Origin of the sequence: Bacillus sp. LBA3-1-1.1, from assembly GCF_040676495.1 — a bacterium.
Taxonomy (GTDB): Bacteria; Bacillota; Bacilli; order Bacillales; family Bacillaceae_G; genus Bacillus_A; species Bacillus_A nitratireducens.
Genome location: NZ_JBEGIB010000008.1, coordinates 105,939 through 122,500 on the forward strand (window position 1 = coordinate 105,939; position 16,562 = coordinate 122,500).

A 16,562-nucleotide genomic window follows, 5' to 3' on the forward strand; every position below is an offset into this window, starting at 1 on the left:
AGCAAAACATAATAGTTGCTGTTTCAATTTTTTTATCCCGCTATTTACATGAATCCCAATTAGTATAAGTTTATAATCAGCAAAGAAGAGTAATTCCCCCATTAAGTTTCACTTCATCACAAATAAGCTACCGCCTATACACGGTAGCTATTACGGAACATCATATTTTCTTTTATATATATTACTTAAGATCGAATAAGGTAATTGCTCATAACGAATTTTTTCTCCCGTTTCATCAACAATATACAAATTGCTTCCTATATAATATATTCCATCTTTTCGTTTGGAGTACACTGCATATTTTTCATTTGGCAATACCGTTTTTACTTTCGTCAATTGTCCATTTGGTTCTTGCCAATATATATTTACACGGTCTACTAGCGTAAGTGTTCCAATTTGTTCTTCTTCTACTTTACGACCATTCCAACTCACAACACGATAACCAAGCTTATACGCCTCATATTCGGGACTCGTATAAAAACGAGAAATAATTACTTTCGTCTGTAATTGTACCCGTTCATATAACCATTGTATGTCCCGATCATGCATGCGAATACAACCATTCGACTCTCGACTTCCAATCGTCCATTCCCGATTTGTCCCGTGAATCGCATATTCCTTTTTATCCAGACCTAACCACCTCGTACCGAGAGGATTATTCGGCGCACCCCCAGGTATTTTTTTTCGATGGTATTCTTTATTTTTATACTTAGTTATAATACAAAAATTACCTTCAGGCGTCGGGGTACTATCTCTTCCTGTCGTTATCGGAAATGTTCTCTTATAGTTTCCCTCTTCAAAAAAAGACAGCTGATTCGTTTTAAGGTTAACTAATATTAAATGATCTGTATTAGCAAAAACGCTAGCTGGTAGGCAGAAAAATAGGATTATAATCAACCATACTTTCTTCATCTAAATCCTCCCTAGCACTAACATCATAATAAAATGAAACTTTACTCAGTGGAGATTTTGTCTATCCCCCACTGAGTATTAGCCCACACCAATCGGGCATTTATCTCCACCTGAATTTTGAGGTAGGAGTCTTACTGCCCGCAAATAGCGGGATAAATGCAATTAGCTTTACTTTGCTCTTATAAATGAAATCTATCCATTTACAATAACGCCCCCATTTACATGTATCATCTGCCCTGTTACATATGCCGAATCATTAGACGCCAAATATACATACGCAGGCGCTAATTCATACGGCTGACCAGGTCTTTGCATAGGAACATTGCTCCCGAACTGTGATACTTTTTTCTCATCAAAACTTGATGGAATAAGCGGTGTCCAAATTGGACCTGGGGCAACACCATTTACACGAATCCCTTTTTGTACTAATGATTGAGATAGCGACCTTGTAAACGCGACAATTGCTCCTTTCGTTGCAGAATAATCGATCAACGTTTCATTTCCTTCATACGCAACGATAGATGCTGTATTTATAATTACATCCCCTTGCTTTAAATGGGATAGCGCTGCTTTTGCAACATGAAAATAAGAGAAAATATTAATACGGAATGTCGTTTCTAGCTGTTCCGCTGTAATATACTCTAGTCCTTGTTGCGGATATTGCTGTGCGACGTTATTAACAAGAACATTTAAACTGCCCAGCTGCCGGACGGTCTCTTCCACAATATCTTTACAATGTTGTTCACTACTCAAATCCCCCGGCAGTAATACACAATTCACGCCTTCTTTTTCAACAAGTTTTTTCGTCTCATTTGCATCTTCATCCTCATCTAAATAAGCAATCGCAATATTTGCTCCCTCTTTTGCAAAGGCGATGGACACAGCTCTCCCAATTCCACTATCTCCCCCTGTAATTAATATATTCTTTCCTTTTAACTTTTCGCTTCCTTTATAATTTGGATCTTCAAACTTTGGAAGAGGATTCATTAACGATTCAATACCAGGCTGTTTATTTTGATGTTGCGCTGGCATTGTTAAAAAGTTTTTTTGCTGCGGCATAACTTCCTTCAACTCCTTTCCCCTTATAATGCGCACAATAAAAAAAACTACTTACACATTAAAGAACCGCAATGCACACACAGTTTTACGATTAATATTCGAATTTACGACATAAAATATGAGTTGTTCTAAAGTTTTTATGCAAAACTATTGCAAAATAGTTAAAAAACGAATATTATATATAACTGTTGTGAAAATTATTCGTAAAAAGAAAGGATGTTTATATGTTTAACCTTTCAAAACATAAAACTTCTATTAAAACTGAAATTATGGCAGGTATTATTACCTTTTTAACAATGGCATATATCATTGTCGTAAACCCTGTCATCCTTGGGGATGCAGGTGTTCCGTTTGAACAAGCATTTACAGCTACTATTATCGCCGCTGTTGTCGGAACATTATTTATGGCAATCTTTACAAACTTACCAATCGCAATTGCACCAGGTATGGGATTAAATGCTTACTTCTCTTACTCTGTTGTCAAAGCTCATGAAGGCATGACTTTCGCAATTGCATTCTCTGCTGTATTCGTAGCAGGTATGATTTTAATTTTGTTATCATTCACATCTTTCCGTACGAAATTAATGGAAGTAATTCCTGAAAACTTAAAACATGCACTTACTGCTGGTATCGGTCTTTTTATTGCTTTTATCGGTTTGCGCTTAACAGGAATTGTTACTAAAAATGATGCCAACTTAGTTGGGCTTGGCGATCTTCACTCTGCTCCAGTTCTACTAGCATTAGCCGGCCTTGGAATTACAATTATCCTTATGTCTTTAAATATAAACGGGGCACTATTTATCGGAATGTTACTAACTGGTATTATCGCTTATTTCACAGGGCAATTAACGTTCTCAAATGGCGTTACGTCAATGCCTGGATTACCAGAAGGTATTATCGTTGCAAACCCAATTACTGCTGTATCTGATGTAATTAACTACGGATTATACGGCGTTGTGTTCTCATTCTTCCTTGTTACATTATTTGATACAACAGGAACATTACTTGGTGTAGCACAACAAGGTGGATTCATGAAAGATGGAAAGCTTCCAAAAGCAGGACGAGCTCTTCTATCTGACTCATTCTCAGCAACAATTGGAGCTATGTTCGGAACAACACCATCAACAGCTTACATTGAATCATCTGCTGGTGTTGCAGCCGGTGGTCGTACTGGTTTAACAACTGTTACAGTAGCTGTTCTATTTGCATTAGCAGCATTCTTCGGGCCGTTAGTGAGTGCTGTTTCTGGCGTTTCAGCTATTACAGCACCATCATTAATTATCGTTGGTAGTCTTATGATGGGTTCAGTTCGCCACATCGATTGGGATACATTCGATGAAGCATTCCCAGCATTTTTAGTAATCTTAAGCATGCCACTTACATCAAGTATTTCAACAGGTATTGCACTTGGATTTATTTCATACCCACTTATGAAAGTGGCAAAAGGACAATTCCGTGCTGTTCACCCACTTGTGTATTTATTCGGAATCTTGTTCGCTTATCAATTAGTTTTCTTACCACATTAAAATCCCTCTTCCTGAGGGATTTTTTTTATAAATACTGTTTGACAATACCATCCATTTGTGAAATAATTCAAAATAGTTAAATATTCGATGTCTTATCAAGAGCAGGTGGAGGGATGAGCCCTACGAAGCCCGGCAACCGACCCATTTATGGGCACGGTGCTAATTCTTACAACACATTGTGTTGAAAGATAAGAGTAATATGATAAGACGTCTTTTCTATATGAAAAGGCGTTTTTTATTTTCACTCCCTCCTCTCTCTTCTTAGTTTAGGAGGGATTTTTTTATGAAAAAATTATGTTCCATCGTACTTATTTTTCTCTTATTTACATTAACAGCTTGTACAAATGAACAAGATGCTATCTCTTCACAAAAGCAAGAAACTGTGAAAAAGGCGACTACAACGGTAGAAAACCACTTACAAACAGAAGTTCCAAGCCAAATGAAGAAGCCATTAAAAATCGCATTAATTATGCAAATGTCCATCGGAACTTTTTCCTCTCAATATATTGAGGGCGTCAAAAAACAAGTCGAGCTATTTGGCGGCAGTGTACAAGTCTACAATTCTGATAACGATTTAGCAAAAATGGCTGCAAATTTAGATACTGCTATTAATTCAAAAGTGGATGGTATTTTAATTGATCACGGTCGCTCTGAAGCACTAAAACCTGGAGTAGAAAAAGCGTTACAGGCGAATATTCCCGTAGTTGCGTTTGATAACGATCTACGCTTGCCAGGTGTGACAATTATTGATCAAGATGACTATAGTCTTGCATGGAAATCATTAAAAACGTTAGCGGAAGATTTGAATGGCCAAGGAAATATCGCCGTCGTATGGGTTGGCGGATTTGCCCCAATGGAACGTCGCAATATTATCATTGATGCTTTTTATAAACGTTATCCAAATATAAAAGAAGTTGCACGCTTTGGTACCGCTAGTAATAACACACCACTTGATACGCAAACACAAGTAGAGGCTTTACTAAAAAAATATCCAAAAAAAGGTGATTTACAAGCTATTTTCGCTTCGTGGGATGAGTTTGCTAAAGGGGCCGTCAAAGCACTCGAACAAGCTGGTCGTACAGATATAAAAGTATACAGCATTGACTTAAGTAATGAAGATTTACAACTCATGCAAAAAGAAAATTCACCTTGGACTGCTACGGCTGCAACCGATCCAGCTGAAGTCGGTAAAGTTCAAGTGCGTTTCTTATACAAGAAAATCGTTGGTGAACAAACGCCAGATATTTATTCACTAGAACCTTATTTAGTAAAGAAAAATAGTTTGCCACAAGAAAATATAACGATGGATCAATTATCAAAGCATATAAACGGTTGGGGAGACTCAAAAGATGCATATTCTCCTTGGATGAAAAAATTAGAGAAGGAGAAAAAATGATGACATTCTCTCTTCAAAACATTACACATTCTTATCATGTAGCTACACCTGTTCTAGAAGATGTTTCTATTCATATTCAAAAAGGAAAAGTGCACGCTTTACTAGGAATGAATGGTGCGGGAAAAAGTACTTTACTAAAAATAGCAACTGGTGAAATCCAACCAGTTGCTGGGAATATAAAAATTGATAATCAGTCTATTTCCTTTACTTCACCACGCGATGCAAAAAAGCATGGTATTTCTTTCGTAACACAAGAAGTGGATCACGGACTTATTCCTGGATTATCTGTATTAGAAAATGTACTAATCGATCATTTAGCAATGCAAAATAAAGTACTATTTTCAAAGTCAAAATTAGTCTCACTCGCTAAACAACATTTGCAAACTGTACAGGCTGATTTAAATGTTTCGGAAGATGTTTCAAACTGCTCATTACATGAAAAACAGTTACTTCTTATCGCAAGAGCTTTATCCAACAATACAAATTATCTTTTATTAGATGAGCCTACTTCTTCTCTTGGACCGAAAGAAGTTGAAACCTTCGGGCAACTATTAAACGATTTAACATTGAAAGGAATTGGCATCATCTTAATTTCTCATCGTTTATCAGAGATTCGAAATTTCGCGGATGATGTAACCGTATTACATAACGGTAAAGTTGCACTTTCTGAAGCGATTACAAAGGTTACAGATCAACAAATTGTGGAAGCGATGACTGGAAAACAACTTACACTTCCTATTAATACAGCACCAAAACGAGGAAACGAAGAATTATTTAAAGTACAAGAACTTCCATTACACAAAGACCATTCTTCCCTTTCTCTCACCGTACGGAAAGGTGAAACTGTTGTGATATACGGATTAATTGGCAGTGGCAAAACAACACTTGCTGAAACGTTATTTGGTACTCGTCATACTTATCACGCAGAAATAGATGGTCAAACAATAACAATTAAAACACCGCGAGATGCGATTAAAGCAAAGATCGCACTTGTACCAGAGGAAAGAAGAAAACAAGGCGTATTTCTTTCGGAAGATATTATAAGTCACACAAATTTACACCAATCAGGTTGGAGAAGAAAACAAACCGAATTAAATAATGCTACTGCGGCAATTACCGCTTTCAGCATCTCACCAAATGATCCAAAAACCTTTATTCATTCACTTAGCGGCGGAAATCAACAAAAAGTCTCGATTGCAAAGTGGAATGGATTCAAACCTAATCTATTTCTTTTGGATGAGCCAACTAAAGGTGTCGACGTCGCTGCGAAACAAGACATTTTTCAATTCATTCGTAACATTACTGAAAACGGAAGTTCCGTAATTTACTTCACAGGAGAACAAGATGAAGCACTACATATCGCTGATCGCATTCTTATACTGGCAAACGGAGAATTTGTAGGTGAATACTTACCAAACGAACTATCTCCTGAACAGCTTTTACATTTATCTGAAGGGAGTTATTCCATTGAATCTCGTTCATAAAACAAAAACTAAGAAACTATATTTACCTACTCATCTTTTTTATCAATTTAGTACGATTGCTATCATTATAGGTGTTACAATTTTCTTCTCTATCGTCAACGATTCTTTTTTAACATACAACAATATTAGTGATATTTTACGTTCCATTTCTATCGTAACGTTACTTGCAATTGGTGTTACCTTTACATTAATTGTAGATGGATTTGATTTATCAGTCGGCTCTACCGCTAGTTTAGCAACCATTGCCGCTGCTTCCTGTCTCGTTTTATATCGACAAGAACTATTAGTCACACTCCTTGTTCCTATTCTTTGTGGGCTATTAGTTGGATTATTAAATGCACTACTCGTTATCCGAATTAAACTACCAGATTTACTAGCTACATTAAGTATCATGTATATCGTGAATGGAATACACTTAACATTTTCAAAAGGATCTTCTATTTATGAAGGAATGTCTGGTGCCAAAGGACATTTTATTCCATCCTTTTTATTTATCGGTCAAGGTTCTGTGTTAGGAATTCCAGTCCCTGTCATTATCATGCTTATCGTCGTTTTAATTGCATATGTATTTTTAGAAAAAACAACGTACGGTCGTTTCTTTTATATGACAGGTGGGAATCGAGAAGCTGCTAGACTAGCTGGTATTCCTACTGATCGTTACCGTGTATATGCTTATATGATTAGCGGTTTACTTGCCTCTATTGGCGGTATTATTCTATGTAGCCGCGTTGGAACAGGACAAGTTTCAGCTGGCGCCCCATTATTAATGGATGCAGTTGCAGCTGCCTATATCGGTTATGCAATGTTCGGTGCTAAGAAACCAAATGTCATCGGAACATTTCTTGGTTCCGTATTAATTGGAATCATATTAAACGGCCTTACAATGATGAACGTTCCTTATTATGCGCAAGATATCATTAAAGGCAGTATTTTAATTGCAGCTTTAGCCTTTTCATTTATTAAAAAGAAGCGTAAATAAAGTGAAACTTTAATCAGTGGGGGTTTTCTCCCCCCACTGATTATTAGTTGAACCAATCGGGCATTTACGGGCAGTTGATCCCCCACCTAACTTCTTTGCTTTCGCCTAATTTTGAGGTGGGGGTCTTACTGCCCGTTAATGCGGGATAAAAAAGTAGCGCATCGAATTCCGATGCGCTACTTTCCTTTTGCAACAATCACACGAACTACTTTCAACGCAAAAAGCAAAAGACCGTTCGCTATTGCTGTAACACCTAAGAAGATTGCTATCATAAGCTCTCCCATTCCGTTATTAAATATAAAAATAATAGAAGAAATGAAAGCCAAAATAAACAATATGAACGCTGGTATATATTTAATAAAAGGCTTCTCAAATGATCTTTTAGAAAGAAGAAATGTAATTAACAATGTCATAATAAAAACAAAATATACCGCAAATAAAAAAGTCATATGAAAGCCTCCTCTACGACCAAACTACTTAAAAGAGGTTAGAAACCTTTAATATTTCTCATTTACCTGCAATTCTTTACTATACTTTTGAATGAACACTGATGAAATAACCATTACCATTCCTATACTAAAACCAATAAGTTGATCTAATAACATTTCATCATGAATGAACCAGCGCAGTAGAAATACGCCACCAAAAATAAGCAACATTGTAAATCCAGTATGTCTAAGCCCTTTATATACATTTTCCATATGTATCACCTCTCTACATACTTTTATCCATATTATACCATAATCCAAAAAATGTATATAACCAACATTCGGTATTGAAACCAATAATAAAAAAGGCTGCAGAGAACTCCATCTCCACAGCCTAATACTTATTTTTGCAAAAATGCCTGTAAATCTGCAAACTGTCTCTTTGCATCTTCATAGCCTTGCTCATATAAAATTTGTAGTTTTGTCGCATCTTTTTCCATACGATCTACTTGAAGCGGCACTTCTGGGCGAATAACAAATAAATTACCCGCTTGCTCTTCTTTTTCAATGTAGTGAAGTGTTTCATTATACACTTCATAACGAGTTAGCATCGTATTAACAAGGTTCGGATATTTTTTATAAGCTTTCGCTGCAACCCAGCCAAATTTTGATTTTTTCTTTGCGTAACCATAATTTCTCGTCAAAATAACGACTGATTTTCTAAATCCATCCTCCTGTGCTTTACGGACTGGAATCGGATCAGAAATCCCGCCATCTAACAATTGCTTACCACGGTAATTTACTACTGGTGCAATGAAAGGTAATGAACTAGACGCTTGTAATAAATTGAGCGCATCATCATTCGTTCCCTCTTTTTCAAAATAAACAGACTGCCCTGTTTCACAATCCGTTGTTCCTACAAGGAAACGTTCGGGACTATTAAAGTATGTTTCAAAATCAAACGGCACATGCTTTTCTGGTATTTCATGAAAAATGAAATCCATGTCAAATAACTGACGTTTTCTCCATAAGTTTTTATATGATAAATACTTCGGATGTGATACATAATCAATATTGACCGTTTTATTTCTATTTCTTTGTCTGGAAAGATACGACGCTGCATGACAAGCACCAGCTGATACACCGACTACATATGGAAAATATAAACCTTGTTCCATAAAGTATTCTAGTATCCCGCCCGTATATACACCACGCATACCGCCGCCTTCTAATACTAACCCCGTATTTTCAAGCATGTTATTCTCTCCTCTTTATATATATTGACTCTTTAATTATTCACTATGTTAAGTATCTTGTTCTATTATATATGAGTTCTTTCAGAAATTATATTGAAAAGGCTTGAAATGGAGGGATTTTTTCTTCCAATTATATTTCCAAATAACCAGAGATATCCTTTATAAACCTTTGAATAAAATCTTGTTCTTCTTTCGTATATGTATCTAAAAGTAACAGCCACTTTTCTTCAGCTTGTTTATGCAACTTTTCATGAGCTTTATATATTTCATTTCCTCTTTCCGTTAAGCGGAAGAAAATTTCTTTTTGATTGTCTAACATTTGCATCTTCTCAACGAACTGCTTTTGAAATAACTTTGTACAAATTTTAGAGATTGCGCCCTTCGTCATTCCCATTTCTGTCGTAATAGCAGTTACATTCATCAGACCATTTTTCCCGGTACATTCGATAACATGTAATTCAGATAAAGACATACCACTTATACCTGTCTCACGAAGAAATTTCTCATTTTGTCCTTTCAAATGTTCTTCTTTTTTATGCAAAAGTGTACGAATGTCCGAAAGTATTTCCATTTGTTTCGTTGTATGTTCCAATCCGTTCGCCCCCTAAGTTTCCAAAGAAACAATTTAACTATATACCATTTTAAAATCATTTCTCCATCTTTACAAGTGAGAAAATCATGTTAAAATAAATTTAGTTTCCAAGGAAACTAAATAACAAGGAGGTTAGCATTATGGAAAAAACCAAACTGAATTTCATTTTATATGTTGTCTGTATGAGTGCCTTACTCGGTTCCTTCGCTCAAAATATTTATACACCTATCTTGCCGATGATTCAAAATTCGTTTCATACTTCTCTTTATCTTGTAAATTTAACCGTTTCACTTTTCACATTCGTTCTTGCGGTTATGCAGCTCATATATGGACCTTTAATTGATACAAAGGGAAGAAAATCTGTCCTTATCCCTAGTTTAATTATTAGTACAATCAGCTCAATTGGTTGTGCTCTCTCACCAAGCATTTACTTATTTCTATTCTTTAGAGCTGTTCAAGCTATAGGAATAGCCGCTATACCTATAGTCGCAGCAACGATTATAGGTGATTTATTTGAAGGAAAAGAACGCGGAGAAGCAATGAGCCTTTATCAAATGTTACTTGCTCTCGCACCTGCGATTGGCCCTCTCATAGGTGGTTATCTCGGCAGTATACATGGCCACTTATCCGTATTTCTGTTTTTATCTATAATTGGCATCATCTTATTAATCATAAACATTTCACTACTTCCAGAAACAAAACCAAATGTAATTGAGCAACTAAAAGCAAAAAAGAATTACTGGCTTATCTTAAAAAATAAAACTGGATTTTCTATTACTCTTATTGGCTTTATTCAATTTTGTGTGTATTTCTGTTTCCTCGTTTTTTTACCTAGCATATTAACAAATATATTTCATCTAGGCACAAGTGAAATTGGTCTTATGTTTATACCGATGTCCCTTTCTATTATGTTAGGAAGTTATTGCTACAAGTTTTTGCAAAAACACCTCACAACAATGAAAGCTTTATTCATTATTAGTTTCTTCAATATTATATGTGTCACTTTATTCTCTTTCACATATAGCATCAATATCCCATTCATCATTATCGTTACCTCTTTATACGGTTTTAGCATGGAACTCTCTATGCCAACTCACACTACTTTATTAACGGAAGAATTCGTACAAGAACGCGCAACAGCTATCGGTATGTACAACTTTATTCGCTATCTCGGTATGGGAACAGGGCCACTTGTAGGTGGATTTCTTTTATTTAATCAAAATTACTTTTGGATTTTCTTCATAGGAGCCATTATGTTTTTACTCGTAATCTTATATGTGATGAAAATGCTACGCTTTCCTACCGCACAAAAGGCCAAATAGAGCCCCCGAAAGGTGGGCTCTATTTAAGCTCTTTGATCAGCAACAATATGAATATCAATATACTTCGTTTGTCTCATAATTTCATTTACAATAGAACCTTTTCGTATTTCTTCCCACCGTGTTCTCGCCGATTGCCCGAGTAAAACTTGTGTCACCTGTAGTCTGTTCGCGACTTCAATAATAACATCAGCGGGCTTTCTTCCTTTCGCTTCTTCTAATACAAAGCTCGCATCAAATTGATTCGTTAGCGATTTCCACTCTTCAATTGTTTGCTTTTTCCCTGCTGAAAGGGAATCTATATTTTCCCTTTCGACGTTTAACACATACAATTCAGCGTTTAACCGATCAGCCATGCGCCAACCTCTCCGTATTAATTTCTCTGCTGTTGAACTGTATTGCACACAAACGAGAATTTTTTCTTTCACCCCAATTGGTTCTATAACTGTTTGACTAATTTTCTCATCCATATCATCTGCAACTTCACGAAGCGACAATTCTCTTAGTGCTCCTAAATTATTAAGCGTAAAGAAGTTTTGTAAGCTTTGCTCTATTTTTTCTTCCTTATATATCTTTCCATCGATTAATCTCTTCCGGAGTACCTCAGGTGTTGCATCAACAAGTTGAATTTCATTTGCTTTTTGCAAAATAAAATCTGGGATACGCTCTCGTACTTTGACATTCGTAATTTGAGCTACAATATCATGAACACTTTCTAAATGTTGAATATTAAATGCTGATAATACTGATATACCAGCCTCTAGCAATTCTTGAACATCCATATAACGCTTCTTATTTTTAGATCCAGGAATATTACTATGCGCGAGTTCATCCACTACAACTACTTGCGGCGCACGCTTTATAATTCCTTCCACATCAAGCTCATAAAATACCTTTCCTTTATAGAAAATTTCTTTTAACGGAACTTTTTCTAAATCAGCAATTGCTTCTTCCGTCTCAATTCTCCCATGCGTTTCAATTAAACCAATGACAATATCCATACCATCTTTTTTCATTTCTCTAGCATCATAGAGCATTTTATAACTTTTCCCTACTCCTGGAGCAGCACCTACGTATAGCTTTAACTTCCCGCGATTTTGCTGACGAATATATTCTAAATATTCCTCTGGCGTTCGCCTTTGAAACGTCGGTTTATAGTCATCCGCATACAAAATACTCACAGCCTTTCTTTCGAAACAACACTACCTCAATCCTTTAGATTGAGGTAGCACTGTTACTATTTCATTAGTTTCTGTAATTCTAAATTTAACTTTAAGACGTTCACGCGATCTTCTCCAAACAAACCAAGTGCAGCACCTTCCGTTTGATCCTTAATCAATTGATCTAGCTTTTCTTTCGGAATATTCGTTATTTTCGAGATGCGATCCACCTGTACGGAAGCGGCCTTCGGACTAATATCAGGATCAAGCCCTGAACCTGAATTCGTCACTAAATCTATCGGTACTTCTGTAACTGGAATGGCCCGGTTTTGTTTCTTCCAGTCATCAATACTTTTCTCAACTCGTTTTGCTAAATCTGGATTAGACGGTGCATAATTATTTGAACCAGACGCTTCTGCTTTATATTCTATACTAGAGACACGCCCATGAAAATAACGTGGATCTGTAAAATTTTGACCGATTAATTTTGAACCAACTACTTCATCCTTATCATTATATATAAGACTTCCATCCGCATTATCCTTCATTACCGCTTGCGCAATACCAGTTACAATAAGCGGGTATACAAGGCCGCACAAGACTAAGAACGTAAAAGTAATACGAATAATTGGTGAAAGTATACTTTGTTTTTTCGCCATCTTTTTTCCCCTCTTCCTTATATGAACAGACCGACGATCATATCAATTACTTTAATTCCAATGAACGGAACGATAACTCCGCCAAGCCCGTAAATGAGTAAGTTTCGGCTAAGTAGTGCATTCGAACTCATCGGTTTATATGCGATACCTTTCATCGCTAGCGGAATAAGTAATGGAATAATAACCGCATTAAATATTAATGCTGATAAGATTGCTGAAAGCGGTGATGTTAATTTCATAATGTTTAATGCTTCCATTTGCGGAATCGCAAGTGTAAACATTGCTGGAATGATTGCAAAATATTTTGCAATATCGTTCGCAATACTAAACGTCGTTAACGCACCACGCGTCATTAACAATTGCTTACCGATTCCTACAACCTCAATAATTTTTGTTGGATTCGAGTCTAAATCAATCATATTCGCTGCTTCTTTCGCAGCTGTCGTACCACTATTCATCGCTAATCCAACGTCGGCCTGCGCTAATGCCGGAGCATCATTTGTACCATCACCTGTCATCGCTACAAGTTTCCCTTTATCTTGCTCTGCTTTAATAACCGCAATTTTATCTTCTGGTTTACACTCAGCAACGAATTCATCTACCCCTGCTTCTTTTGCAATTGTCGCTGCTGTTAATGGATTATCCCCTGTACACATAACTGTTTTAATTCCCATTTGACGTAATTGTTCAAAACGTTCACGCATACCAGGTTTTACTGTATCCTTTAAATAAATTAAACCGTAAATACGATCGGCTACTGCAACTACAAGCGGTGTCCCGCCCTCTTTTGAAATGAAATCTGCTTTTTGATTTACATCTTTCGGAATCGTTCCGCCTTGTGATTGAACCCATTCAATAACAGCACCAACAGCACCTTTTCTCACTTTTGTTCCGTCCTGTAAATCAACACCACTCATTCTCGTTTCTGCTTTAAACGGAACAAATTCACCTTGTTCGGCAAGTTCTCTATTATATGATATAGATTTCGTTTGTACATATTCTATAACTGATCGACCTTCTGGTGTTTCGTCTAAAACTGAGCTCATCGCAGCCCATTTCCCTACTTGCTCAATCGTTTCATTTCCTACAGGGAGCAGTGTATGTGCCATCCGATTCCCGAAAGTAATCGTACCTGTTTTATCTAAAATAATAGTATTAATATCACCCGCAGCTTCTACTGCTTTACCCGACATCGCTAACACATTAAACTTTGTCACACGGTCCATCCCAGCAATACCAATCGCTGATAATAGCCCACCAATTGTCGTTGGAATTAAACAAACTAACAACGCTACAAGCACAGCTGTATCAATTTGAAACCCTAAATAATTTGTAAAAATCGGCAACGTCACAACAACGATTAAGAAAATAAGAGTTAAACTCGTTAATACTGTATTTAAAGCAATCTCATTCGGCGTTTTTTGGCGAGCAGCCCCTTCTACTAAAGAAATCATTTTATCAATAAATGATTCGCCAGGGTTACTCGTAATGACAATCGTAATCTCATCACTTACGACCATCGTACCGCCTGTTACTGAACAAAAATCGCCACCCGCCTCTTTTATTACAGGAGCTGATTCCCCTGTAATTGCAGATTCATCGACAGACGCTAAACCTTTAATTACTTCACCATCATTTGGAATCATTTCTCCTTGTTTTACAATAACAACGTCACCTTTTCTCAGATCAGTTGCTGAAACTTGAACAATATCTCCATTTTCTTTTACAACATTTGCAAATACATCTTTCTTCGATTGTTTTAACGAATCGGCTTGCGCTTTACCACGACCTTCAGCTAACGCTTCTGCAAAGTTAGCAAATAAAACTGTAAATAATAGAATGAGAGAAACTGTTATATTAAACCATCCTGGTACACTACTAGAACTACTTGGAAGAAAGGATAAAATTAACGTAATGATAAATCCAATTTCCACAACGAACATAATCGGATTCTTTATCATTACTTTCGGATTCAATTTCGCAAAGGATTGTTTCATCGCATGTGTCACGATATCACGATCCATCGTTTTCGCTTGTCTAACCTCATCTTCTACAACATGTATTTGTGACTCGTTCACTTGTTTTTCTTTTACTACTACCGGTCTCATCATTTACCCTCCATTACTTCAATGTAAGAAATTCTGCAATTGGGCCAAGTACTAACATCGGGAAGAATGTTAACGCACCGACAATTACAATCGTTCCGATGAAAATACCACCAAATAAACTATTATCCGTACGGAATGTTCCGACTGTTTCTGGTACTACCGTCTTCTCTTTCAGTGAAGCTGCAACAGCTAGCATCGTAATTAAACTGAAATAGCGTCCTAAAAACATAACTAAACCAGTCGTAATATTCCAAAACGGTGTATTATCTGCTAATCCTTCAAATCCAGATCCGTTATTCGCAGCTGACGATGTGTATTCATATACAACTTGCGTCAAACCGTGGAAACCTGAATGAGAAATGGCATCCGTTCCTAAACTTGTTGAAAGCGCTAATGCCGAAAATCCTAAAATAAGCAATGGATGAAATAAAATCGTTACCGCAATCAATTTCATTTCCTTACCTTCAATCTTTTTACCTAAAAACTCTGGTGTCCTTCCGACCATTAATCCAGATATAAAGACTGCAATAATTACATACATAATAATATTAATAAAGCCCGCTCCAACACCACCGTATACTGTATTCAACATCATATTTACGAGTGGTACTAATCCGCCAATTGGTGTTAACGTATCATGCATCGTATTAACGGCCCCTGTTTCAGCAGCTGTCGTTACTGTTGCGTATAGTGAAGAAAATACTGTTCCAAATCGCACTTCTTTTCCTTCTGTACTTCCTTGTACATGTTCGATACCCATTCCATTTAATGCCGGATTACCATTTAATTCAGATGTAGTAATCGTTATAAATCCGAGTAAAAACACCATAAATAGTGAAACGAAAAGGATACGTCCTTGTTTTTTATTTCCTACCATTCTTCCGTACGTAAATGGAAGTGCTGTTGGCAATAACATCATAAGCATCATTTGCAAAATATTACTCATTTGCCCTGGATTTTCGAAAGGATGTGTAGAGTTTGCTCCGAAAAATCCTCCGCCGTTATTTCCAAGTTCCTTAATGGAAACGAATGATGCAACTGGACCACGTAAAATACTTTGCTTCGCACCATCAATTGTTTGTGCTGTAACCGCCCCATCTAACGTTTGTGGTACACCAAGTGCGACAAAGACTAACGCCGCAATAAATGCGATAGGAAGAAAAACTCTCGTTAACGCTCTCGTAAAATCAACGAAAAAGTTACCAAGTTCTTTTCCAGCGAGCCCTCTTATAAATGTCATAACGATGGCTAACGTCGTTGCTGGTGCCGCAAACATTAAAAATGTAATCCCGATTAATTGTGATAAATAAGATAAACCATTTTCACCGCTGTAATGTTGTAAGTTTGTATCAGCCATAAAACTAATCGCTGTATTAAAAGCGAGCGTAGGCTCCATCCCTTCAATATGCGCTGGATTTAATGGCAATACACCTTGTAATCTGAAAATGAAATATACGACGACAATCATAAATCCATTGAGTAGAACTAATGATAATGCATACTGTTTCCACGTTTGATTGTATCCTTTTACACCTGTAATTTTAAAAATAAGCTTCTCAAAAGGCCCGAATACTTTATCTAGCTTCTTGCTACCTTGAAAGGCTTTCTCTAAATAAATCCCCGTTGGCTTTGCTACTAAAATAAACAAGAGCATTGTAATAACGACTGCAACCCAAATCATAAT

15 protein-coding genes and 1 riboswitch are annotated in these 16,562 nt (G+C 36.6%); of the genes, 5 read left to right on the forward strand and 10 right to left on the reverse strand.

Translation table 11 applies throughout. The features are described 5' to 3' along the window. Positions 1 to 150: 150 nt before the first annotated feature. Together MRBLBA3_RS08975 and MRBLBA3_RS08980 are read right to left on the reverse strand one after the other, a co-directional pair. Positions 151 to 912, reverse strand: a complete 762-nt coding sequence (locus tag MRBLBA3_RS08975; RefSeq protein WP_000758417.1) for a L,D-transpeptidase — start codon at positions 910 to 912, stop codon at positions 151 to 153. Positions 913 to 1,104: 192 nt separating this feature from the next. Then, positions 1,105 to 1,971 (reverse strand): SDR family oxidoreductase, encoded by an 867-nt coding sequence (locus MRBLBA3_RS08980; RefSeq protein WP_002094726.1) that lies wholly within the window; start codon positions 1,969 to 1,971, stop codon positions 1,105 to 1,107. A gap of 224 nt (positions 1,972 to 2,195) precedes the next feature. Between MRBLBA3_RS08980 and MRBLBA3_RS08985 the strand changes: the two genes are divergently transcribed. The 4 genes from MRBLBA3_RS08985 (at position 2,196) to MRBLBA3_RS09000 (ending at position 7,356) form a co-directional block, all read left to right on the forward strand. After that, complete coding sequence (locus MRBLBA3_RS08985) at positions 2,196 to 3,497, forward strand: NCS2 family permease (protein ID WP_000482734.1); 1,302 nt, start codon at positions 2,196 to 2,198, stop codon at positions 3,495 to 3,497. Between the two features lie 89 nt (positions 3,498 to 3,586). Beyond that, positions 3,587 to 3,692: riboswitch (SAM riboswitch) on the forward strand. Positions 3,693 to 3,780: 88 nt separating this feature from the next. Next, positions 3,781 to 4,893, forward strand: coding sequence for a sugar ABC transporter substrate-binding protein (locus tag MRBLBA3_RS08990; protein ID WP_363380913.1), 1,113 nt, complete (start codon positions 3,781 to 3,783; stop codon positions 4,891 to 4,893). Beyond that, on the forward strand, positions 4,890 to 6,377 hold the full coding sequence (locus MRBLBA3_RS08995) for a sugar ABC transporter ATP-binding protein (protein ID WP_363380915.1): 1,488 nt from the start codon (positions 4,890 to 4,892) through the stop codon (positions 6,375 to 6,377). Before MRBLBA3_RS08990 ends, MRBLBA3_RS08995 begins: the two co-directional genes overlap by 4 nt. Beyond that, positions 6,361 to 7,356, forward strand: coding sequence for an ABC transporter permease (locus tag MRBLBA3_RS09000; RefSeq protein ID WP_097811659.1), 996 nt, complete (start codon positions 6,361 to 6,363; stop codon positions 7,354 to 7,356). Before MRBLBA3_RS08995 ends, MRBLBA3_RS09000 begins: the two co-directional genes overlap by 17 nt. A gap of 176 nt (positions 7,357 to 7,532) precedes the next feature. On the opposite strand, the gene MRBLBA3_RS09005 is transcribed toward MRBLBA3_RS09000, so the two are convergent. The 4 genes from MRBLBA3_RS09005 to MRBLBA3_RS09020 all read right to left on the reverse strand — a co-directional run bounded on the left by MRBLBA3_RS09005 (position 7,533) and on the right by MRBLBA3_RS09020 (position 9,632). Beyond that, a complete protein-coding gene (locus MRBLBA3_RS09005) occupies positions 7,533 to 7,805 on the reverse strand; it encodes a hypothetical protein (protein WP_000143386.1) in 273 nt (90 codons plus the stop codon). A 48-nt stretch (positions 7,806 to 7,853) separates the two neighbouring features. Then, positions 7,854 to 8,057 (reverse strand): hypothetical protein, encoded by a 204-nt coding sequence (locus MRBLBA3_RS09010; protein WP_000432819.1) that lies wholly within the window; start codon positions 8,055 to 8,057, stop codon positions 7,854 to 7,856. A gap of 128 nt (positions 8,058 to 8,185) precedes the next feature. After that, on the reverse strand, positions 8,186 to 9,040 hold the full coding sequence (locus tag MRBLBA3_RS09015) for a patatin-like phospholipase family protein (RefSeq protein WP_000892708.1): 855 nt from the start codon (positions 9,038 to 9,040) through the stop codon (positions 8,186 to 8,188). Positions 9,041 to 9,170: 130 nt separating this feature from the next. Then, the gene (locus MRBLBA3_RS09020) at positions 9,171 to 9,632 is read right to left on the reverse strand and encodes a MarR family transcriptional regulator (protein ID WP_097811660.1); all 462 of its coding nucleotides are present in this window, start codon (positions 9,630 to 9,632) and stop codon (positions 9,171 to 9,173) included. A gap of 140 nt (positions 9,633 to 9,772) precedes the next feature. On the opposite strand from MRBLBA3_RS09020, the gene MRBLBA3_RS09025 reads away from it, so the two are divergent. After that, a complete protein-coding gene (locus MRBLBA3_RS09025) occupies positions 9,773 to 10,954 on the forward strand; it encodes an MFS transporter (protein WP_363380920.1) in 1,182 nt (393 codons plus the stop codon). A 23-nt stretch (positions 10,955 to 10,977) separates the two neighbouring features. On the opposite strand, the gene kdpDN is transcribed toward MRBLBA3_RS09025, so the two are convergent. From kdpDN to kdpA, 4 genes are read right to left on the reverse strand one after another with little or no spacing between them, the layout of a single operon-like run. Next, a complete protein-coding gene (gene kdpDN, locus MRBLBA3_RS09030) occupies positions 10,978 to 12,132 on the reverse strand; it encodes a KdpD-like non-kinase potassium sensor (RefSeq protein ID WP_080018140.1) in 1,155 nt (384 codons plus the stop codon). A gap of 56 nt (positions 12,133 to 12,188) precedes the next feature. Further along, positions 12,189 to 12,770 carry a K(+)-transporting ATPase subunit C gene (kdpC, locus tag MRBLBA3_RS09035; protein ID WP_097811662.1) on the reverse strand — a complete coding sequence of 194 codons (582 nt, stop codon included), beginning with the start codon at positions 12,768 to 12,770 and terminating at the stop codon, positions 12,189 to 12,191. Positions 12,771 to 12,787: 17 nt separating this feature from the next. After that, entirely contained in the window at positions 12,788 to 14,878 is a 2,091-nt protein-coding gene (gene kdpB / locus MRBLBA3_RS09040; RefSeq protein ID WP_001248008.1) for a potassium-transporting ATPase subunit KdpB, read from the reverse strand. Between the two features lie 13 nt (positions 14,879 to 14,891). After that, positions 14,892 to 16,559, reverse strand: a complete 1,668-nt coding sequence (kdpA, locus tag MRBLBA3_RS09045; protein ID WP_363380924.1) for a potassium-transporting ATPase subunit KdpA — start codon at positions 16,557 to 16,559, stop codon at positions 14,892 to 14,894. Positions 16,560 to 16,562 lie beyond the last annotated feature (3 nt).

Bases quoted from the DNA above. Each gene is read 5' to 3' on its own strand.
- kdpC (WP_097811662.1), bottom strand. From the start codon at position 12,770: ATGGCGAAAAAACAAAGTATACTTTCACCAATTATTCGTATTACTTTT.
- kdpB (WP_001248008.1), bottom strand. From the start codon at position 14,878: ATGAGACCGGTAGTAGTAAAAGAAAAACAAGTGAACGAGTCACAAATA.
- MRBLBA3_RS09015 (WP_000892708.1), bottom strand. From the start codon at position 9,040: ATGCTTGAAAATACGGGGTTAGTATTAGAAGGCGGCGGTATGCGTGGT.
- MRBLBA3_RS08980 (WP_002094726.1), bottom strand. From the start codon at position 1,971: ATGCCGCAGCAAAAAAACTTTTTAACAATGCCAGCGCAACATCAAAAT.
- MRBLBA3_RS08990 (WP_363380913.1), top strand. From the start codon at position 3,781: ATGAAAAAATTATGTTCCATCGTACTTATTTTTCTCTTATTTACATTA.
- MRBLBA3_RS08975 (WP_000758417.1), bottom strand. From the start codon at position 912: ATGAAGAAAGTATGGTTGATTATAATCCTATTTTTCTGCCTACCAGCT.
- kdpA (WP_363380924.1), bottom strand. From the start codon at position 16,559: ATGATTTGGGTTGCAGTCGTTATTACAATGCTCTTGTTTATTTTAGTA.
- MRBLBA3_RS08995 (WP_363380915.1), top strand. From the start codon at position 4,890: ATGATGACATTCTCTCTTCAAAACATTACACATTCTTATCATGTAGCT.
- MRBLBA3_RS09025 (WP_363380920.1), top strand. From the start codon at position 9,773: ATGGAAAAAACCAAACTGAATTTCATTTTATATGTTGTCTGTATGAGT.
- MRBLBA3_RS09005 (WP_000143386.1), bottom strand. From the start codon at position 7,805: ATGACTTTTTTATTTGCGGTATATTTTGTTTTTATTATGACATTGTTA.
- MRBLBA3_RS09010 (WP_000432819.1), bottom strand. From the start codon at position 8,057: ATGGAAAATGTATATAAAGGGCTTAGACATACTGGATTTACAATGTTG.
- MRBLBA3_RS08985 (WP_000482734.1), top strand. From the start codon at position 2,196: ATGTTTAACCTTTCAAAACATAAAACTTCTATTAAAACTGAAATTATG.